The organism is Pseudomonas sp. GW821-FHT09D08 (assembly GCF_059416305.1).
In genome coordinates, this window is sequence record NZ_JBWKOX010000029.1 from 13,981 (window position 1) to 34,839 (window position 20,859).

Below are 20,859 nucleotides of genomic sequence, written 5' to 3' on the forward strand. Positions count from 1 at the left end.
TTGGGTCAAGAGGCGCGACGGGTGGCGATCCCGTAGATCTGGCCATCGTAGGAACTGGCCAGGAAATCATCGCTGGCCGTGCTGTGGGTGATACAGGAGATACCACTGGCGGTGGGACGCTGCACTTGCTGCCAAGAGCGGCTGGGCAAGTCGAACAGCGCGATGGTGCCGCTGTAGTTCGCGGTGGCAATCACCTCCCCGTCGGCCGAGGCACAAATGCACTTGATGGAATTGCGGTGCGGCGTGTCATAGACCTCGTCACCGGACTCCAGCCATAGGCGCAGTTTCAGGTCGCGACCAATGCTGGCGAAACCGCCGTCGACCCGGCAGCAACCGTTGGAGATACGCGTGTGGGCATTTTCGATATGCCGCGCGCAACTGAAGTCGCTGATAGTGTGCAGGGCGGCGGCGGCCGAGGCGCACACGCTGAACAAGTGATGCTCGTTGGCGGCCACGCCTTTGATCGCGTTGTCGTGCATCGGGATCGAGGCCACCAGTTCCAGGCTGTTATCGCCGGCGATGACAAACACCAGGCCTTCGCCGGTGTAGGTTCCGATCAATGCATGCAGTTGGCCATTGCGCTGGAACGTGGTGCCGCAATTGAGCGGCGAGCGATGCTGATACAACAGGCGCCCGCTGAGGGCATCGAACACCTGGCCCATCTGCCCACCGGTCAGCAACAGTGGGCCGAACGGCAGCAGGAAGTTGCACAGGCTGCCGACGCCGCTCACGGGCTGGTTATCGCGAAACAGCAGGCCCGCGTCACCGATGCTGTATTGCCCGCCCTCGGTGGTCACCACGGCGTTGATACTCACCGCCGGCTGAATGCCGTCCACGGTCCACTGATCGTGTTCATAATCCCAAGTGGCGTAGCGCGAGCCGAAGGTGGCGAACACCAAGGCGTCACTGCCGACGAACGCACAGCTGCGCGGCCAGACGATGCTCGGCAAATTGGTGCTGCGCAGGCGCTCCAGCTGGGTGCCATCGAAGCGCCAGAGGATCGCCAGGCGGTCATAACTCAAGGTCACCAGCAGCTGTTTTTCATCATTCCAGACAATGCGCTTGATCCCGGCATCGTGGGCAGGAATGGAGCGGATCTCGCCCCCATGAATGATCGAGATGCGCCCTTCATCGTCACCGGCAAACACCACGCCGGCACGGGTAATGGCGACGGTATCGGTCTCGACGCCGCCGATGTCGACTTCATCGCATTGCTCGAAGGTGCTGGTGTCCCACTGGCGCACCGTGCCGTCGTCGCTGCTGGAAATCAGGCGCTTGCCATCCGGCGACCAGACCACGGAAATCACATCGGCCTGATGCCCCCGGCAGGTGCCCTTGAGGTTGCCGTCGAGGTCGAAGAGGCGCAGTTGATGATCGCGCGAGCAGGTCGCGATCGACGCACCGTCCGGCGAGAACACCGCCATTTCCACGTCGTCGTCATGCCCCGACAGCACGGCCTTGAGGCGCATGCTCGGCACTTCCCAGACGCGGGCGGTGTAGTCGCTGCTGGCGCTCACCAGGTACTTGCCATCGGCACTGAACGCGCACTGGTTGGCCAGGTGGTCATGGCTGACACGGTGGATCGAATGCCCGGTCTGGGCGTTCCACAGAATGACTTGGTTGTCGTAGCCGGCGGTGGCGATGAACTCACCAGCATGGGCGGCGACGCCGCTGATAGGGCCTATGTGTCTCATCGAAAAGTCCTTTTCCTGGAGAATGAAATCAAAGCTTGATGGTGTGGCTCGACTTGCTGACTTTTGATCGCAGGTAGTTGTGGTTGTGCTTGGTCAGGAACACCCCGGTCGGCACTGAGCTGACCACGTCGATCCCGCCATCGCGCAACTGCTTGACCTTGTCCGGGTTGTTGGTCAGGAGCCGGCAGCGATGCACATCCAGGGCCCTTAGCATGGCGACCGCCGGGGCGAAACTGCGCGAGTCTTCCGGGTGGTTGAGCTTCACGTTGGCCTCGTAGGTGTCCATGCCGGCGTCTTGCAGCAGGTAGGTTTCGAACTTCGAATACAGGCCGATACCGCGACCTTCCTGGCGCAGGTAGATCAGGTAGCCGCCTTCGGCATCGAGCGCCTTCAGGGCTTCCTGCAACTGCGGGCCACAATCGCAGCGCTGGGAACCGAATACATCACCGGTGATGCATTCGGAATGCACGCGCACCAGGGGCACATCGGCATCGGGCTCACCGGCTCTGACGGCAAAGTGTTCATTGTTCTTGTCAAAGCCCTTGAACCCGTAGAAGTGGGCGTTGACCTCACCGCCGAGAATGGAGATGGGAACTTGCGTATGAAGCGTTACTGGAGTGTCCATGGCATAGCCTCTATGGAAGTGTCGCGTTCTGGCCAGAGTGGTTTTCTACCAAACGGAATCCCATGACATAGATGGGTCTTGGATAACGTCCATGTCGGCGCTGATTGCGCGCAAGATCCCTGAAGCGGGTGAAACTGCCGCCACGGGCTACCCGGTGCCGACCAACATCCAGCACCAGGTCATCGTTGACCTCAGGCCCGCCCGGATAGGCCCGATAATCGTCGGCAACGTACTCTTCCACGTTGCCGGCCATGTCCAGCGCGCCAAACATCGAGGCGCCCTCGAGGAACACCCCGACGGGTGTCGACGTGAGCAACCCCAACTCGATGGTGTTGGCGTACTCGACATTGAAGGTTTCGCCCCAGGGAAACTGAGAGCGCTGCGGCCCTGCCGCGGCGTATTCCCACTGTGCTTCGCTGGGCAGCGCGAACGCCCGGCCGGTGCGTCGGCTCAGCCATTGGGCGTAGGCGTCGGCATCCACGTCGCTGACGCTGTAGACCGGGTGGTTGGCCTGGTGCTGGGGAAAGCGGCCAAAGGCCCAGCCGGTCGGCAGGAACGGATAACCGGTATCCAGCAGGAAGGCGCGATATTCGCTGTTGGTGACCGGGTAGCGACCGATGCGAAAGCTCGCCAGGTCGACCCGATGGTTGGGGGTTTCTTTCTCGATCCAACTGCGGTCCAGGCCCAGCCCGGCGTAGGCGGTCATGACCGCATCGACGCGTTGCGGCTCCAGGCCGATCTCGACCTGGGCGGCAGGAACGTCGCACATGGCGGGGCTGAACACGTCGATGCGCGGGTCGCCCTTGTAGCCCAGCACTTCACCGGCGGCGATACGCCGCACCAGGGGTTCGGCAACCGACTCGACCACCCGCAGCAGTTGCTCGATGGGCGCACTCATCAGCTGTCCGGTGGCGTCGGCGATTTGCCGGGTCAGTTCATATTCGACGTAAGCCTGCGGGTAGCCCATCAATACCCGATCAGACACGTTCTTTGGCAAAGGGCTCGGCAGCGTCGGCCAATGCCAACCGTATTGATTCGTCATAGGTACACCTTTATTCCGAGCGAACACATCCACGACCGAGCGCGAAACCGCTCGGCGTGTGGATCAGTCAGGTATCAGAGTCGGTCGAGCAGCAACCTTCGATTGGTCTCGATCATCTCGATTTCGGTGGAGTACACCTCAACCACCAGGCCATCGGGATCTTCGAAGTACACGGCCGTGCGGACGTTGTCCGGACCGTGGTGATAACCCGGCGCGGGGCCATTGCCCTTGACCAGGGTGATGTTGTCGTCGGCAGCCACCTTGTCGGCGATGCGTTTGACATCCTCCGGCAGCGCACGAATGCCGATGTGGTAGCCCGGCGGGTAGACAAAGTCGGGATTGTGCTCGATGAAGAAGTCGAACCCGTTCAACTCCATCACCACTTTGCGCGGCCCCAGGTTGTAGCAATAGTGGGCGCCGAAGATGTCGCGATAAAACGCCTGGGAGGCTTCCAGGTTACGGGTGAGGATGTTGATGTGGGTCAGTTGCGGACGCTGGGATTCCAGCGCGGCCGCCTCGATGGATACGCCTTCCAGGGACCGCCACATTTTGATCGCGGCGGCGAATTTGGAGAAACCGGCCAGCCAGTTTTTCACCGTGTCCGTGGATACGCCCGCGTCAGTGATCGCCAGGCCATGGGGGTAAATGAAACAGGCCGTGCGTTGCAGCAATGCCGCGTTCAGCGGATCGCCGGCAGGTTGCCCGGCGCTGCCTTCGGCAAGGCGCACGATGCTGACCGCCTTGTTGTGGTAGCCATCGGCCAATGCCGCGAGCCGGGCAGTGAGGGTATCGAGGCTGTCTGCCGCCGACACCAGCAGGATAAACCCGTCGGCCTGGGGTAACTGCGCGCCCTCAACGGCCGCGCACAGTTCAAAACCGGCGGTTTTCGCGCAGGTGTTCAACGACTCGAGAAAGCCGTTCAGACGTGCGGCCGTGTCGGAGCTGTACAAGGTAATAAAGCGCAGCATCAGGCAACCCTCCCCTCAGTGCGGCGACCGATCAACAGGCTGTAGCGCCCGATAGGCTCCTGGACCACCTCAAAGCCCTGGGCAACCATCTGTTCGGCGATCCAGCGGGTGGGATGCAGTTCGCCGTGCACCGTGTTGACCATCATGTGCAGGGAGAAATCCGCCGACAGCGCCGGGTGAATTTCATCGTCTTCCAGGGTCATGCTCAGCACCAGCAACGAACCGCCGTCGTTGACCAATTGGGCCGCCGAGCGGATCAGCGTGCTGGTTTCTTCGCGGGTGAAATAGTGCAGGCAATCATTGACCATGATCACGTCGGCGCTTTCACCTTCGTAGCGGGCCAGGTCCAGCAGGTTACGCTCCTTGAACGTCAGGCGCCCCGCCAACTGGTACTTCTCGACGGTGCTTTCGGCGGACTGGCGCGTGGCGGCCAGGTCCCAGATTTCGCCCTGGACCTGAGGGTGCCGCCGAGCGATTTCGGCGATATAGGTGCCGTGTCCACCGGCCAGGTCGATGACCTTGCTGGCGGTATCGAACACCGGCAATTCCTTGAGCACATCGACCATGGGTTGACTGAAGCGCACCATCGCATCGTTGAAGGCATCACGTGCGGCGATGTCGTGCTTGAAGCGGTTCTCCTGCTGGAAATCCATGGACTCGGCGCTGCTCAGGATTTCCCCGAGGCGTGGCCAGTTCTGCCACTGCAAGCGCTGGTGGGCAATGATCGGGCCGATGAACTCGGCGCTGCGGCTGACCAGGAAACGCTCGGCCAGGGGCTGGTTGGTATAGGTGTCGGCGGACTTTTTCAACAGGCCCAGGGCGACCAGGCCATTGAGAAAGATCTTCGCCTTGTTGGGCACCCAGCCCAATTGCTGGCTGATCGCCTTGGCGGTAGCCGGGCGGGCGGTGTGATCGAAAAGGTGCTGCGCCACGGCGAAGTGAAGGATGGCGGATTGTCGATACTGGTCGGAGAGTTTTACCAGGTCGACCACGCTGGACAGAGCGGTTACTTCATCGGCGTGCTCATAGATGGTCGTCGGCTTTTGCGCATTCATACAGATTCTCTTCCTTGAATGTTTTTGTCTTCACTGGCGTCGGCGAGCGATGAGTGCTCGGGACGCAGCGTGTTTTTTAACGGTCCGGAGTCGTGTGCAAATGAATGTTTACGAGCAGCTTCCAAAAAGCTAGCTACGATCCTAGTCGTAAGTCCTACAAAAGCAAGCCAAACCTTTTATAATTATTTGCTATTTATAATTACCTATTGATTCCATTTATTTATTATTTTCCTGAGCAGCAAAAATGACTATGCTCATGCCCACTACCCCTTACGCAATGGATGGCGCCAAAGGTCGACGAACTCCAGTGATGCCCTCACTCCCCATGGTTACACGCGATTTATGACCTCCAGACCTGCCGACGATACCCAGTCATCCACCGCTGAACGCATCCTGTTTTTGCTCAAGACCCGTGGCCCGCTGAAAACCACCGAACTGGCGTCCCTGCTGGAACTCACGTTTGAGGCAACCCGGCAACAAATCCAGAAATTGCAGACATCGGAGCTGATCGTCGGCGTTTCGGCACCCACCTCCGGGGCCGGCCGCCCTTCGTTGAAGTGGGCGCTGACGGACACCGCGCAGAATAAATTCCCCGATTCCCACAGTGTGCTGACCCTGCACCTGATCGAATCCATCGAGGGCGTTTTCGGCAGCGACGGCATCGAAAAAATCATCTCCAGCATGGAAGCGACCAACCGCCAGGAATACGTCCAGGCGTGTTCGCAAGCCTCATCCCTGGAAGAAAAAGTCGCCATCCTGGTGCGCATCCGCGAACTCGCCGGCTATATGGCGCATATGGAACCCGCAGGTGAAGGTTGGCTGCTGATCGAAAACCATTGCCCGATCTGCGCTGCCGCGCGCAAATGCCAGGGTTTCTGCCGCTCGGAGCTGCAGATATTTCGTGCAGCCATGGGTGACGACACCCTTGTCGAACGCTGCGAACACCTGATCTCCGGGGACCGGCGTTGCGTCTATAACATTCAACCGCGCACCTGACCGCCCTACACCAACCGCCCTAAAGGAATAAGGCCATGACCCCGACTATCGACTTGCTCGCCAACCACCGCAGCGAGCGCAGCTTCCAACCCACGCCCGTCAGCGACGAACACCTGGATGCCATCTTGCGGGCCGGCCACCTGGCGCCGACGTCCTTCAATGCCCAGCATATTTCCGTGGTGGTCGTGCGCGACGCAGGCACCCGCCAACGCATTGCGGCAATAGCCGGCGGCCAGCCCTGGATCGCGTCGGCGCCGGTGTTTATCACCCTGGTGGTGGACTTTCACAAGACCGCCGTGGGTGCCGCGCTCAATGGCCAGCAACAGCAGATCCAGCGACATTTGGAAGGGCTGATCGCCGCCAGCACCGACGGCGGCATCATCCTCAGCACGCTGATGATCGCCGCACGTTCATTGGGGTTGGGCGTGGTGCCGGTGGGCGGCATTCGTGCCAACGCCGAGGCGATGATCGAGCTGCTCGGGCTGCCCGAGCAGACCTTCGCCCTGTGCGGCCTGGCCCTGGGTCATGTGCACGAGCCGGCGGCACAGAAACCGCGCATGGGCATCGAAGCCTTCCGTCACGACGAGCGCTACAACCCGGCCGCGCTGGCACCGGCGATCAGTGCCTATGACCAGCACCTGATGCGCCATTGGCAGATCATCGGCCGTGCGGACGGCCAGTCCTGGTCAAGCACCGTGGGCCGCACGTATGCACGTAACTACCGGCCCGACCTCAAGGCTCAGTTGCTGGCCAATGGTTTGTCCGCTGATTGAGCCTGCAGCGCACCGCCACTGCCCCAGCCCAGCGCCTTGTATAACGCGATGGCGTTGAGGTAGGACGCCGTCTCGGCATCGGCCACGTCCTTCTTGATCAGGAAAAACGCGCGCTGGTTTTCCAGCACCGCCATGTAGGTGCCCGAACCGCTGCGGTAGCGTTTGCTGGCGATGTCGATCGCCTGCTCGGCATGGGTGGCGGACGCCAGCAAGGCGCCCAGGCGGGTCTGGTCCTGCGCCAGGCGCATCAGCGCATTTTCCACATCTTCCTGGGCCTTGAGCAGCGACTGTTGATAGCGCGCCAGGGCACCTTCGGCCTGGGCCTGGGAACCGCGCAGGCGTGCGCGCACGTTGCCCAGGCGAAACGCCGGCCAGTCCACCGACGGCGCCAGCTCATACGCGCGGGACGCGCTGCCCAGGTCGCCGCCGCGCAGGGCGAAGAAGCCAATGAAACCGCCCAGGTTCAGGCGTGGGTACAAGTCCGCCGTGGCGGCGCCGACGTCTTCGGTGCTGGCGGCCAGCAAGCGTTCGGCGCTGACCACATCCGGACGATTGCGGATCAACTGGTCGACATCGCCCAAGGGCAGTTGCCGGGCCAGGGGCGCGAGGAAATGCGCCTTGGCCAGGGCCTGCTGTTGACGCGGTGGTTGGCCGGTCAATACGTCCAGGCGATAACCGGTTTCCTGGATCCGCGTCAGCAACGGTGGAATCGCCGCCTCGCTGAGCAGCAGGTTGGCATGGGCGTTTTGCTGATCCTCGAATTGACCGCTGCCGGCGCGCACCTGAGCGCTGGTCAGCGTGAGCGTTTCGCGCCAGGCACTGACCTGGGCCTGGGCCACTTCCAGGCTGCGGGTCAAGCCTTGCTGCTCGTAGTAATAACGCGCCACGTCGGCAGCGATGCTCAACTGCATCAGCGCCAGGTCCGCCTGGGCTGCCTGGGAACGCGCCATGGCCGAGGCGGTCAGGCGTTGCAAACGCCCGAACACGTCGATCTCCCACTGCACATCAAAGCCGGCGCGATAGGTCTGCGACAGCATCCGCTCCGGTGGCCCACCGTCGAACGGCAACTGCTGCTCCAGGCTGCGGCCATAGGCGGTACGGGCGGTGACGCCGGGATACTGGTCGAGCCGGCGGTCATCGAACACCGCACGGGAGGCCAACAGGTTGGCCTGGGCCTGGCGAATGTCATGGTTATGCGCCAGCGCCGTGTCGATCAGGCGATCGAGCTCGGCGTCGTCAAAAAACGCCCACCACTGGGCCTGCACCGGCGCCTGCCGAGCAAACAAATCCTTTTGCGCGGTGACCAGGCTGATCGGCGGGGTTACGGGCTTTTCGTAATGCGGCCCGACCATGCAGCCGTTGAGCAGCGCCAACGTCAGCACGGTGGTGACAGTTTTGCCGGGCTTCATGGTTCGCTCCTCAGGGTTTGCGCCAGGGACTGGGCCCGTGGGGTCGCGGCCGCCAGGGAATGCTTGCGGGCCAGCAGGGTGTAGACCGTCGGCAGCACGAACAGGGTGAAGCAGGTGCCGATCAGCATGCCCGATACAATCACCACCCCCAGGCCATAGCGGCTGTTGGCCCCGGCACCCGAGGCGAACAGCAGCGGCACCAGGCCGACCACCATGGCCGCCGTCGTCATCAGGATCGGCCGCAAGCGAATCTGCGCGGCCTTGCGTATCGCCTCGGAACGGTCGAGGTGTTCCTGGGCCTGCAGGGCGTTGGCGAACTCGACCATCAGGATGCCGTGCTTGCTGATCAGCCCGATCAGGGTCACCAGGCCGATCTGGGTGTAGATATTGATCGTGGCGTAGCCCAGCGCCAGGGGAATCAGCGCGCCGCTGATGGACAGCGGCACGGTGATCAGGATGATCAGCGGGTCCATCAGGCTTTCGTACTGCGCCGCCAGTACCAGGTAAATCACGATCACCGCCGCCAGGAACGCCAGCAGCAGCGCATTGCCTTCCTGGGTGTACTGCCGCGCATCGGATTGCCAGTCGTAGCTGAACCCTACGGGCAACTCGGCGGTGACGCCCTCCAGGAACGCCACGGCGTCGCCCAGGGTGACCCCGGCCGCCGGCACGCCCTGGAAGGTCGCGGCGTTCTGCTGGTTGAACTGGGTCAGCTTGTTGGGTTCGACGTGCTCGGACACCTGGATCACCGTCGACAGCGGAATCAGTGTGCCGTCTTCCGTGCGCACATACTGGCGGGTCAGGGCTTCGGGCGTCAGGCGTTCGCTGCCGGGGCTCTGGGCTATCACATCATAGGAACGGCCCTCCAGGCCAAAGCGGTTGAGGTAGTTTTCCCCCACCAGCACCGCCAGCGATTCGCCGATGTCCTGCATGCGAATCCCCAGGCTGTTGGCCTTGGCCCGGTCCACCCGCACCTGTACCACCGGGTTGTTATAGTCCAGGTCACTGTCGACCACGGCGAACAACCCACTGTCGCGGGCCTTCTGCTTGATCTGCTCCATGGTTTCGTACAGCACGCGGTAATCCTGGGAGCTGCGCAGCACCAGTTGCACCGGCAGGCCACCGGTGGAGCCCGGCAAGGCCGGCAACTGGAAGGCAAAGATGCTGGTGCCTTCCACATCGTTGGTGGCCGCCTGCAGGTCGACCTGGATCTGCGCGGCGGTGCGCTCGCGCTCGCCCCACAACGTCAGGTTGATGCCGCCAATGCTCGAGGCGATGCCGTCGCTGCCATTGATGATCCAGGTGCTGACGGTTTCCGGCAGGCGCCCATAGACCTCATTCAGCTTGGCGGAAAAGCGCTCGACGTATTCCAGGTTGGCATGTTGCGGCGCCTTGATGGCGGTGAGCAGCCCGGCCTGGTCCTCGGTGGGCGCCAGCTCCCGCTGCGGCAACTGGTACAGCCACGGCAGGCTGATCATCACCAGCAAGGCAAACAGCCCGCTGAGCCAGCGATGCCGCAGCGACAGGTCCAGTACCTTGGCATAACGCAGGGCCAGGCCGTCGAAGAAACGGTTGGCCAGGTGCGCCATGCGCCCTTCCGATTGCTTGGACTGCAGCAGGAACGAGCTCATGACCGGCGACAACGTCAGCGCCACCACGCCGGACACGATCACCGCGCCGGCCAGGGTCAGGGCGAACTCCCGAAACAACGCACCCGTGAGGCCGCCCATCATGCCGATAGGCGCATACACCGCCGCCAGGGTAATGGTCATGGCGATCACCGGCCCCGCCACTTCCCGCGCACCGATCAGGGCGGCCGCCACCGGGGTCTTGCCCTCCTCGATATGCCGGTGCACGTTCTCCACCACCACAATCGCATCGTCCACCACCAGCCCCACGGCCAGCACCATCGCCAGCAGCGTCAACAGGTTGAGGCTGAAACCGAACGCCAGCATCAGCGCCGCGGCCCCCAGCATCGACAAGGGGATGGTCACCACCGGAATCAGTACCGTGCGCAACGACCCCAGGCACAGGTAGATGACGATCACCACGATCAGCAAGGCCTCGAGCAGGGTCTTCATCACCTCGTCGATGGAGGTCTGGATAAAGCGCGCGGTTTCAAACGCCAGCTCGGCCTTGACGTCCGGCGGCAGGGTCTTGCGCACGTCCGGCAGGAGTTTCTTGATACCGTCGACGATCACCAGCGGGTTGCCGCCGGGCGTCGGGAACAACCCCAGGTGCACGGCCGAAACACCGTCCATGGTGGCACTGGTTTCGCTCGACGCCGCGCCCAGCTCCACGGTGCCGACATCCTTCAGGCGCACCAGGCCGTTGCCATCGTTGCGCAGCACCAAATCGCGAAATTCATTGACGTTGGTCAGGTCGGTATTGACCCGCAGGTTGGCGACCACGAACAGGCCTTTGACCTTGCCCGGCGCCGCCTGGTAGTTGTTGCGGCGCACCGCGTCGGCCACATCGGCGGCGGTCAGGCCGCGCGCGGCCAGCCGTGCGGGGTCGATCCACAGGCGCATCGCCAGGGTTTGCCCGCCGAACACCTGGACCTTGGCCACGCCCTCGATGGTGCTCATCACCGGCTCCACCACCCGTGCCAGGTAATCGGTCAAGGCCGGGGTCGACAGGGTCGGGCTGGAGAACCCGATATAGGCCACCGCCGTCGACTCGCCGGACGAGCGTTCGATCACCGGGTCATAGGCCTGCTCCGGCAGCCGGAAACGCACCTGGTTGACCTTGGCCATGACTTCCGTGAGGGCCTGGGTCGAGTCCCGGTTGAGCTCCATGCGCACCGTGACCACGCTGCGCCCCTGCACCGACGAACTCGACAGGTAATCCACGCCTTCCACCGATGACACCGCCTGGGCAATCGGTTGAGTGACGAAGCCCTGCATCAGGTCGGATGACGCGCCGGGGTATTCGGTGGTCACGGTGATGGTGGAGCTTTCCAGCATCGGGTACTGGCGGATCGGCAGCTGCAACAAGGACATGATCCCCAGCAGCAGGATCAGAATACTGACGACAAGCGCGAGCACCGGCCGCCGAACGAAAATATCGGTGAAAGTCATGAGCGTTCTCTGGGCGAAGAATCAGATGCCCGTCACAGGCGGTTTGGACGCAGGCAGGGCCAGGGTGTCATCGGTCGCCTGCACCGCCATGCCGTCACTGAGCTTGAGTTGCCCGGAGGTCACCACCTGGTCACCCTCGTGCAAGCCTTCCTGGATCTGGACCCAACCGTCCTGGCGCTGGCCGATTTTCACCGCCACCCGCTTGACCACCAGCGTGGCGCCCTGGTCCGGGCGGGCAAGGAAAACGGTATCGCCATAGGCGGTGTAGGCCACCGCCGTTTCCGGCACGGTCAGGACATCGGCCACTTCGGTATCGGCCACTTTGACGCTGGCGTACATGCCCGGCTTGAGGGGGGCGTCCGGGCTCTCCAGCGTGGCCTGCACCTGCACCGTGCGTGAGCGGCCGATCATCGGGTCGACGGCACTGATCCGCGCCTTGAACACCCGGTCAGGGTAGGCGTCGATCAGCACGCCCACGGTTTGCCCGACGACCAGGCGGCGGCTGAGCTGCTCATCCAGGGAGAAATTGACATAGAGCACCTGGGTATTGACCAGGCTGACGATGCGGTCGCCGACATTGAGGTACTGCCCTTCGTTGACCTGGCGAATCCCCAGCACCCCGGCGAAGGGTGCGCGGATGGTCTTCTGGGCAATCAGGGCCTGGACTTTTTTCAACTCGCCCAGGGCCATGTCATGGGCGGCCCGGGCGTTATCGAGCTGTTCCTGGGTCGCGGCGTTTTCCCTGACCAGCCCGGTCACGCGCTTGCGGATGATCTCGGCATTGCGCACCTGGGCCTGCAGCCGCAACTGCTCGGCCTGTTCCGGGGCATCATTGAGTTTGACCAATACGTCGCCGGCCTTGACCTGGCGGCCCGACTCGAAGTTGATCAAGGTGACCCGCCCACCTGCCTCGGCGGAAACCTGCACCTGGGAGGCCGCTTCCAGCTCACCGACGCCGGCGAAATACACATTGGCCGGGCGCAATTGCACCGCCCCCAGGGCCACCTTGGTCAAGGCGCTGGCGGGGGCGTCGGCGGATTGGGCCTGGGACGGCGCGCGCGACATCATCACCACCGCGATGACCGCCACCGGAATCAACACCAGGCTGGTTATCTTCTTGTTGTTCATGGACGTCCTTATCACGATGAGTGCGTTACGCGCGGCTCACAGCCAGCTGTGGTTAAACAGGAAGAAGGCCAGTACCGCCCAGATCGACAGCACCAAGTGAGTCAGTTGCAAACCCTCCTGGCGAATCCAGTAGCCGAACCACAAGCCCCCCAGCAACATGGCGAAGACAAACGCCGAAAACGCGCTGAGGGCGAGGTTGAGCCAGGGCCGTGCCGACAGCAGGCCGTCGCCGAGGATCAACTGATAACTGCCGGTCCAGGCCGCGAGTGCAGCGACCAATTGCAGGGCCAGCACCACCAGCAGGGCCAGTTGGTGCAGACGGGGTGAACGCACGGCCCGCACCAGCAAGGGAATGTCGATGGCGGGGCTCTGGCGCAACGGCTCCATCGCCATGGTTGCGCCTACCGCGCCTACCGAGCTGCGAAACGCTTGCCAATTGTTAAGCACCGCAATGCTCAGCCACAGGCTCAAGCTAACGGCCTGTACGCCTAGGAACACTGACATCGAGTGACCCAGTAACCCTGCCTCCACAGTCATTCAAACCTCCGTATTTGTCGAAAGGGAAATCCAGCCTCAGGTATATACACAAGACACTGCTTGGATAATACGTCGCAGGCGTTTAAATACAAGATTTATCTTTGTGCGGGAGGGGCTTCAGGAAGGTTGGAAACGCTGTCTGGCAGGCGCCCGCCGGGGGCGTTCGGCGCAGTCACGCCGAAGCCCCGAAGCGGTTGTGAGGGGGCTGGAGGGGAGTTACTTGCGAGGGATTGTCACGCCGTCCTGGCGGCGATGGCTTCGATTTCCACCAGTGCACCGGGCAATGGCAACGCCACGACCTGCAACGCGGTGCGTGCCGGCTTGTTCGGCTGCTCGGGGGTGCCGAAGAACTGCGTATACCCACGCTGCAACCCGGCGAAATCCAGCTTGCCGCCCGTTTCCTCGGCGCCGACCAGGAATACCCGTAACTGCACGATATCGCCCAGGTCCAGGTCTTGCTGGCGCAGGATCTGGCGCAGCTTGTTGAACACCGAAACCGTCTGCACTTCGGTGTTGCCAAACACCCCGGGAACCGTTGGATCAACCAGGTCCGGCAAAGTCCCGCTGACAAAGATCAGGCTGGCGGACGCCGGTACGGTGACGGTCTGCGAGATCGGGAAATCGCCGATGCTGGTGCGTTGAATGCTGTCGCTCATGGTGTGTCTCCTTAAGAGGCGGCGAGTGCCGCGACCTGTCGTTGTTGGGTCACGCGTTCAGCCAGTTGCGCGACCACATGCCGCGCCGAGTTGGCCGCCGATTCCTGCCAGATGCCCACCCCGCTTTGCACCAGGCCGTCGCCGGCGAAGTACACGCGGCCGTGGCCCTGTTCGAGCAAGGCGCTGGCATCGGCGGGGAAGTGTTCGCGTTGCAGCCACGGGCCTTCGCTGAAGGGGATCTGTTCCCAGGACACCGCCAGCGGGTGGCGCAGGTGTTTGGAATAGCCCGGATGCAGCAACTCCACGGCCTCCTTGGAGGTGGCGTACTGCTGGTCGAACGGTCGCGCACCAAACACATCGGCGCCCTCCCCGGTCACGTAGCCGGCCACCAGCAGGCCCTCGCGGGTGTTGAGGTCGTTGCTGGGGTACCAGAGCAGGCGCGCCGGGTGTTCGATCCACGACAGGCCGCCGTAGGTGCGGTAGTCGGTTTCCCAGAAGCGTGGGGACTGCCACGCCACTTTGGTGGCCTGGTCGCTGCGGGTGCTGAGCAAGGCGGCCTTGATCGGGTCGCTGAAGTCGGTGTCGAGCTTGGCCAGCAATGGCAGCGGCAAGGTCGAGACCAGATAGTCGGCGCGCACCACCTGCTCGCGACCGCTGCGTTGGTCGTGGTAGGTCACAGCCACGCCGTCTTCCAACTGACGGATCTGGCGCACCTGGGCGCCCAGTTGCACGTGATCGCTGACGCGCCGGTAGAAGGCGTCGGTGATGCGGTCCATGCCACCCACCGGCTGGAACATGGTCGCCGAGAATTCCGGGAATTCGGTGTGCAGCAAGGCGCCCCACAGTTCGGGGTGCAGCAGTTGGTCCAGTGCCAACGGGCTGCGGCTGGCGGGCAAGGCGCCAGGATGTGCAGGCGATTCCAGGTGCCCCGAACGGATCGTGCCCTCGAAGGTCAGCTCCTGGGACAGGTCGCCATACACGTGCAAAAACGCCAGCAAGCGCGTGCGTTCCTCGGCGCTCAGCACATCGTCGAGGGCATCACGCTGCACCGCTTTGGCCAGCAACCCGGACAAATGCCCGCGCGCATCGTTGATCGCCTGGCCGACGGTGAAGGCCGGCTGGTTCACATCCGGCCGCACCTGGGCGCCATGGCTGCTATTGACCAGCACTTCCAGCGGCACGCCCAGCTCACTGCAATAATCGAGGATCGTGCGGTGCTGGCTGGGAATCCGTGCCGGCCCGGCGTTGAAGTAATGCCCCGGCTCGAACGCGGCGGTCTGCGTGCGGCCATCCTGGTAGTCCACGCGGTCGCCATGACGGATTGTCCAGGTGCGACCGCCGACCCGCTCACGGGCTTCCAGCACCTGCACGCTGAACCCGGCGCGGGTCAGTTCCAGGGCGGTGACCAGCCCGGCAATCCCGGCACCCAGCACCAGCACGCGGGTGCCCTGCCCCAGGCCGTCCTTGAGTTTCAACGGTTGCGGTCGGCGGTGCGATGACGGCCCCAGGCCGAGTACCGCGAGCGCATCCTTGACGGCCTTTTCGCCGCCTACCGCCGCGATGCTCGATAACGCTTCACGTCGTGTCAGTCCCATGTCGATTGCTCCTTAATCCGGCAGGCCCGGTGGGTTGATCAGCGACTTGTCGACGCGCTCCACATCCAGGCCCCAGCGTTGCAGCACCTGCTCGTACTGGCCGCCGGCAATCGCGCCTTCCAGGGCGGTGTGGATCGGCTTGACCAGGCCGTTGTCCTTGCGGGTGGTCACGGCAATGTCCGCCTGCAATGGCCAGCCACCGTTCACCGTGCCGACGCGCTTGATGCCGCCGGTGATCGCCGCCGAATAGGCGTACACCGAGTTGGGCCCGAACAGCGCATCGCTGCGCCCCGACTGCACCGCCAGTTGCGCGGCGGCCTGGTCGTCGAAGTACTGCAACAGCGCGGGTTTGAGGCCGGCCTTTTCGTTGGCCTCGTTCCAGGCCAGCAGGACTTTTTCCTGGTTGGTGCCGGAGCCGACGATGATCTTCAGCCCGGCAATATCGGCTGCCTGCTTGATCTCGCTGATCTTGCTGGTGGTCTTGACGTAGAAGCCGAGCACATCCTGGCGATAGGTGGCGAAGTCAAAGCGCTTCTTGCGCGCCTCGGTCACGGTGACGTTGCTGATCACCGCGTCGTACTTGCCCGAGCTGACGCCCAGGGGCCAGTCTTCCCAGCTGGTCTGCACCACATTGAGTTGCAGGCCGAGGCTGTCGGCCACCAGTTGCGCGGTGTCGGCTTCGCTGCCGATGGTGGTCTTGTCGTCGCTGGCCAACAGCGCCAGGGGCGGCCCGGCCACGCCGGACACGGCCACGGTGAACTTGCCCGGCTGGGCGAACTTGAAGCCCGGCGGGATCTGCGCAATCGCCGCTTCGTTACGCGGCACATGGATGCGCGGGCGGTCGGGGCTGAGGTCGACCTGTTGTACGGCGAATGCGCTTTGCGCAGCACTGACGGCCAGCGCCAGCAGGGCCACACGGGTGGTGTTGATGAACATGGGCAGTCACTCCTTGAACTAAAGCACCTTGCCGAGAAAGGCCACGGTGCGGGGATGTCGGGGTTGGCGGAAAATCTGTTCGGGCGGGCCCTCTTCGATCAACTCGCCGTCGCAGAGGAACACCACGTGGTCGGCCACTTCGCGGGCAAAACCGATTTCGTGGGTGACGATCACCAGGGTCACGCCCAGCTGGGTCAGGCCCTTGATCACGTCGAGTACTTCGCCCACCAGTTCCGGGTCGAGGGCCGAGGTGGGTTCATCGAACAGCAGTACCTTGGGGTCCAGCGCCAGTGCGCGGGCAATGGCGACGCGCTGTTGCTGGCCGCCGGAAAGCTGGCGTGGGTAGGCATCGACCTTGTCCGCCAGGCCAACCTTGGCCAACAGTGCGGTGGCCTTGGCCTGGGCGTCGGCCTTGCTCCAGCGCTTGTGCGCCAGCGGCGCCTCGGCGACGTTTTCCCAGGCGGTGAGGTGCGGGAACAGGTTGAAGTTCTGGAACACAAAACCGACGTCGATACGGCGCTTGAGAATCTCGCGTTCCTTGAGCTCGTAAAGCAGGTCGCCCTTGCGTCGATAGCCGACGTATTCACCGTCGATGGTGATGTGCCCGCTGTCGATCTTTTCCAGGTGGTTGATGGTGCGCAGCAAGGTGGACTTGCCCGAGCCGGACGGCCCGAGAATCACCGTGACCTTGCCTGGATCGATGGTCAGGTCGATGTCTTTCAACACCTGTTGATTGCCAAAGCGCTTGCCCACGCCCTGGATCTGGATACGGCCGGCGCGGGCTTCACTCATGGGTGTTCTCCTTCAGCCAGCGGCGCACGCGTTGCCACGGCGTAGGCGGCAGCACCCTGGCCGTACCCCGGGCAAAATGCCGCTCGACGTAGTACTGGGCGCTGGTGAGCACGGTGGTGATGATCAGGTACCAGACGGTGGCGACGATCAGCAGCGGGATCACCGCCTGGGTGCGGTTGTAGATGACCTGCACGGTGTAGAACAGCTCCGGCAGCGCCAGCACGTAGACGATGGAGGTACCCTTGACCAGGCCAATGATTTCATTGAATCCCGACGGCAGGATCGAGCGCAGCGCCTGGGGCAGGATGATCCGGAAGATCCGCCGCGAGGCCGGCAGGCCCAGGGCCGCCGCCGCTTCATGCTGGCCGGCATCCACACCGATCAGGCCGCCGCGAATGATCTCCGCCGCGTACGCCGCCTGCATCAGGCTCAGGCCCAGTACGGCCACGGTGAATTGGCTGAGCACGTCCACCGTCGACCACTCGGCGAACACCACGCTGGTGAACGGTACGCCGAGGACGATGTGGTCGTACAGGTAGGCGAAGTTGTAGAGGATGATCAGCACCAGCAGCGCCGGCATCGAGCGGAAAAACCAGATGTAGCCCCAGGCCAGGGCCGCCAGCAGCGGCGAGCCCGACAGCCGCGCCAACGCCAGCGCAGTGCCGAGGATGGCGCTGAACACCGTGCTCAGCAGCGTCAGCAACAGGGTCTGGCCGAGGCCACGCAGCACCGACGGCGAGAAGAACCACTGGCCGAACACGCCCCACTCCCAGCGCGGGTTGGTGGCCAGGGAATGGGCGATGGCGAGCAGCACCAGCGCGGCAAAGATCGACCCGGCCCAGCGCCAGGGGTGCCGCGCGGGCACCACCTGCAGGGCTTTGATCGGAGTGGACACACGGGCCTGGCGCAGCGCGCCGGGCGAGTCAATCAGGTCATAGGATTTGGCAACGATGGGCATGATGTATTCCTCGGCCTAGAAGGCATAGGTCAAGCGGGTGTAGTAGTACCCGCCGGTAAAACCGTAGGGCGAATAGGTGCCGTAGCTGCTGACCATGGTGCTGCTCGGTACACCTTGTTTTTTCGGGTAGACGTCGAACAGGTTCTTGGCGCCGATGGCCACGTTGAGGTCTTTGGTGAGGTTGTAGCCAAGGTCGAGGTCGGTGATCCACTTGGCGCTGTAGACCCGGTCGAGGCTGCGGTCGGCGGAGACGTTGACCTCTTTGTAAGAGCCGTAGCGGGTCAGGGCCAGGTTGAGGTTGAAGCGCTCGATGCTCCAGTCGCCACCGAGGATCAGCTTGGTGCTGGGCTGCACGCCGGTGATCAGGTTGCGGGCCTGGCGGTCCATCAGGTCATAGGCCGTGCCCAGGATCGTGGTGGATTCCTTGTAATTGAGGATTCTGGTCTGGTTCCAGTTGAACGCGGCGGTCCATTTCAGCGCGCCATAGGGGCCGAGGTCCTGGCTGTAGTTGCCGACCAGGTCCAGGCCTTTGGTGCGGGTGTCGGCACCGTTGATGAAGTACTGGCCGCCGGAGGTGGAGGTGATGCCATTGCCTTGCAGCACCTGGGTGATTTCCGGGCCGAGCAAGGTGCCGGTGAGGGTGATGCGATCGCGCAGGTTGATCACGTAGGCGTCGGCGGTGAAGCTCAGGCGATCGCTGGGGGTGAGGGTGAAACCCAGGCTGAAGTTGGTGGAACGCTCGGGCTTCAGTTCCTGCGCCCCCAAGGCCTGGGCGGCGGCCGAACCTACCGGCAGCACGCCGTAGTTGATCGATTGGTACACGCCGTCGACCACGCCATAGGTGGTGGATCGCGCACTGAACAGGCTGTTGGCCAGGGACGGTGCACGGAAGCCATTGCTCACGGTGGCGCGCACGGCGAACTGCGGGGTGAAGTCGTAGCGGGTGGTCAGCTTGCCGCTGCGGGTAGCGCCCACGCCCTGGTTGTAATGCTCGTAGCGAAACGCGGTGCCCACGTACCAGTCCGGCACCGGGTTGAAGCCCACGTCGACGTAACTGGCGAGGCTGTTGCGCGAGGCGCTGCTTTCTTCATCCGGCGAGATGCCGTTGGTGACCTGGGCTCCGGACGACGCACAGTTACCCGGTGCCACGCAGTAGCCGCCGTTGGCGTAGGACTCATAGTCACCGGCCTGCACCTCGTAGGTGTCGCGGCGATGTTCGAAACCGTAGCTCAGGTCCAGCGGCTTTTGCAGGCCGATGTCGAAGCCGCGCTTGAAATCGAGGTTGGTGGTCAGCTCGGTGGAAATCCAGGTGCCGGAGGTGAAGCTGTTCGGCGTGGCCTCACCCAGGGAGGGGTTCTGGTTATGGGTGGTGCCCTGCTCCGCCTCGTTGCGTCCGTAGGTGGTGGACAGGTCCCAGTCCCACTCGCCGACGGTGCCTTTACCGCCGAATGCGGCCTGGAAGTCGTCCTCGTCGATATACCAGGTCGGCGTGTAGCCGCCGGGGTAACCGTTAGGCCCGGTGGTAATGGTGTTGGTGATGGTCGGCAGGCGGAAGTTCTGGCCCTGCTCGGCCTTGCGCCGCGAATAGGTGGTGAAGGAATACAGGCTGAAGCTGTCGTCGATCGGCAATTCGGCGTTGTAGCCCAGGGTCAGCAGGTTGGTCTTCGGTGTGCCGTAGCCGCCATAGGTGGAGCGGCCGGCCTGCTCAAAGGCCTGGGCATAGGTGTAGCCGTTGGCGCTGGCCTTGTTGTCGTCGTTCTGACTGCGCGCGTCCAGGGCCAACTGCACGATGCCGCCGTTGCCGATCTCGAAGCCCTTGTTGAGGCTTTGCTGCACGGTCTGTTTCTTGCCGTCGTAACCCTGGCCGACATGGGTCACCGAGGTGCCACTGGTGTCGGCCTTGAGGATCACGTTGATGACCCCGGCGATGGCATCGGAGCCGTACTGGGCGGCGGCGCCATCGCGCAGGACTTCGACGTGGTCGATGGCGCTGATCGGGATCAGGTCCAGGTCCGGCGGTGCGGCGCCGGTGTTGATGCCGTTGATGTTCAGGGTGGCCGCAGTGTGGCGGCGCTTACCATTGACCAGCACCAGCACTTCGGCGGCACTCATGCCGCGCAGGTTCGGCGCACGGGCGATGCCGCTGGCGTCCCAACCGGTTTTTTCCGGCAGGGTCAGCGACGGGATCACCGCACTCAACGCCTCCATCAAACCGGGCTTGCCGGTGCTTTGCAGTTGCTTGGCGCTGACCACATCGATCGGCACCGGGCTGCTGGTGACCGTGCGTTGTTCGGCGCCACGGTTACCGGTGACCACCACGGTGGACAGGGTACTGTCGTCCTGGGCCCGGGCGGTGTTGGCCAGGATCGCCAGCGCCAGGATGGCGGTCGGTTGTAAGACTTGCTTCATAGCCACTCCAGACATTCCAAATCGCGAAGTCGGGCAGTCACGCGGGCGGGCGCGGTGCTCGATTTTTTCAGGGGCGTTGCGGCGATTGGGGACTAGGTGTGGGGCAGTCGAGGGGTTTGAGTCGGCAACATACGTTGAGCTCCCTTCCAACGATTCTGCCGCGGGGCTATCACCCGGTTATGGCGCGCAGAATCTGAATCACGCTG

The 20,859-nt window shown here is 63.3% G+C and carries 17 protein-coding genes; 2 read left to right on the top strand and 15 right to left on the bottom strand.

From position 1 onward, the window contains the following. Positions 1-5: 5 nt before the first annotated feature. The 5 genes from AC07OP_RS29260 to AC07OP_RS29280 form a co-directional block, all read right to left on the bottom strand. Positions 6-1,694, bottom strand: a complete 1,689-nt coding sequence (locus AC07OP_RS29260; protein ID WP_495101192.1) for a WD40 repeat domain-containing protein — start codon at positions 1,692-1,694, stop codon at positions 6-8. 28 nt (positions 1,695-1,722) lie between these two features. After that, entirely contained in the window at positions 1,723-2,319 is a 597-nt protein-coding gene (ribA, locus tag AC07OP_RS29265) for a GTP cyclohydrolase II RibA (protein WP_027607438.1), read from the bottom strand. Positions 2,320-2,329: 10 nt separating this feature from the next. Next, positions 2,330-3,361 (bottom strand): formylglycine-generating enzyme family protein, encoded by a 1,032-nt coding sequence (locus AC07OP_RS29270; protein ID WP_495101193.1) that lies wholly within the window; start codon positions 3,359-3,361, stop codon positions 2,330-2,332. Positions 3,362-3,435: 74 nt separating this feature from the next. Beyond that, the gene (locus AC07OP_RS29275) at positions 3,436-4,329 is read right to left on the bottom strand and encodes a VOC family protein (protein ID WP_065940296.1); all 894 of its coding nucleotides are present in this window, start codon (positions 4,327-4,329) and stop codon (positions 3,436-3,438) included. After that, positions 4,329-5,384, bottom strand: coding sequence for a class I SAM-dependent methyltransferase (locus AC07OP_RS29280; RefSeq protein WP_115486974.1), 1,056 nt, complete (start codon positions 5,382-5,384; stop codon positions 4,329-4,331). Before AC07OP_RS29280 ends, AC07OP_RS29275 begins: the two co-directional genes overlap by 1 nt. Before the next feature lie 342 nt (positions 5,385-5,726). Here AC07OP_RS29280 and AC07OP_RS29285 point away from each other — a divergent pair, with 342 nt between their 5' ends. Next, positions 5,727-6,380, top strand: coding sequence for a helix-turn-helix transcriptional regulator (locus tag AC07OP_RS29285; protein WP_141155543.1), 654 nt, complete (start codon positions 5,727-5,729; stop codon positions 6,378-6,380). A 35-nt stretch (positions 6,381-6,415) separates the two neighbouring features. Next, complete coding sequence (locus tag AC07OP_RS29290) at positions 6,416-7,153, top strand: nitroreductase family protein (protein WP_027607433.1); 738 nt, start codon at positions 6,416-6,418, stop codon at positions 7,151-7,153. Here AC07OP_RS29290 and AC07OP_RS29295 read toward each other — a convergent pair. The 10 genes from AC07OP_RS29295 to AC07OP_RS29340 all read right to left on the bottom strand — a co-directional run bounded on the left by AC07OP_RS29295 (position 7,120) and on the right by AC07OP_RS29340 (position 20,653). Beyond that, positions 7,120-8,562: an efflux transporter outer membrane subunit gene (locus AC07OP_RS29295; protein WP_495101194.1), complete on the bottom strand. Its 1,443-nt coding sequence runs from the start codon at positions 8,560-8,562 to the stop codon at positions 7,120-7,122. The genes AC07OP_RS29290 and AC07OP_RS29295 overlap by 34 nt on opposite strands. Further along, positions 8,559-11,642, bottom strand: coding sequence for a MexW/MexI family multidrug efflux RND transporter permease subunit (locus AC07OP_RS29300; RefSeq protein WP_065940300.1), 3,084 nt, complete (start codon positions 11,640-11,642; stop codon positions 8,559-8,561). Before AC07OP_RS29300 ends, AC07OP_RS29295 begins: the two co-directional genes overlap by 4 nt. A gap of 21 nt (positions 11,643-11,663) precedes the next feature. Then, positions 11,664-12,770 carry an efflux RND transporter periplasmic adaptor subunit gene (locus tag AC07OP_RS29305; protein WP_495101195.1) on the bottom strand — a complete coding sequence of 369 codons (1,107 nt, stop codon included), beginning with the start codon at positions 12,768-12,770 and terminating at the stop codon, positions 11,664-11,666. Between the two features lie 36 nt (positions 12,771-12,806). Continuing rightward, a complete protein-coding gene (locus AC07OP_RS29310; RefSeq protein ID WP_495101196.1) occupies positions 12,807-13,307 on the bottom strand; it encodes a DUF2165 family protein in 501 nt (166 codons plus the stop codon). A 233-nt stretch (positions 13,308-13,540) separates the two neighbouring features. Next, positions 13,541-13,963: a RidA family protein gene (locus tag AC07OP_RS29315; protein ID WP_146476527.1), complete on the bottom strand. Its 423-nt coding sequence runs from the start codon at positions 13,961-13,963 to the stop codon at positions 13,541-13,543. Positions 13,964-13,974: 11 nt separating this feature from the next. Next, a complete protein-coding gene (locus AC07OP_RS29320; RefSeq protein WP_495101197.1) occupies positions 13,975-15,558 on the bottom strand; it encodes a flavin monoamine oxidase family protein in 1,584 nt (527 codons plus the stop codon). 12 nt (positions 15,559-15,570) lie between these two features. Beyond that, positions 15,571-16,494, bottom strand: coding sequence for an ABC transporter substrate-binding protein (locus AC07OP_RS29325; protein WP_065940304.1), 924 nt, complete (start codon positions 16,492-16,494; stop codon positions 15,571-15,573). 18 nt (positions 16,495-16,512) lie between these two features. Continuing rightward, positions 16,513-17,286 carry an amino acid ABC transporter ATP-binding protein gene (locus AC07OP_RS29330; protein ID WP_065927298.1) on the bottom strand — a complete coding sequence of 258 codons (774 nt, stop codon included), beginning with the start codon at positions 17,284-17,286 and terminating at the stop codon, positions 16,513-16,515. Continuing rightward, entirely contained in the window at positions 17,279-18,244 is a 966-nt protein-coding gene (locus AC07OP_RS29335) for an amino acid ABC transporter permease (protein ID WP_027607424.1), read from the bottom strand. The genes AC07OP_RS29330 and AC07OP_RS29335 overlap by 8 nt, the downstream gene beginning before the upstream one ends. Positions 18,245-18,259: 15 nt before the next feature. After that, the gene (locus AC07OP_RS29340; protein WP_495101198.1) at positions 18,260-20,653 is read right to left on the bottom strand and encodes a TonB-dependent receptor plug domain-containing protein; all 2,394 of its coding nucleotides are present in this window, start codon (positions 20,651-20,653) and stop codon (positions 18,260-18,262) included. Between the last annotated feature and the right edge of the window lie 206 nt (positions 20,654-20,859).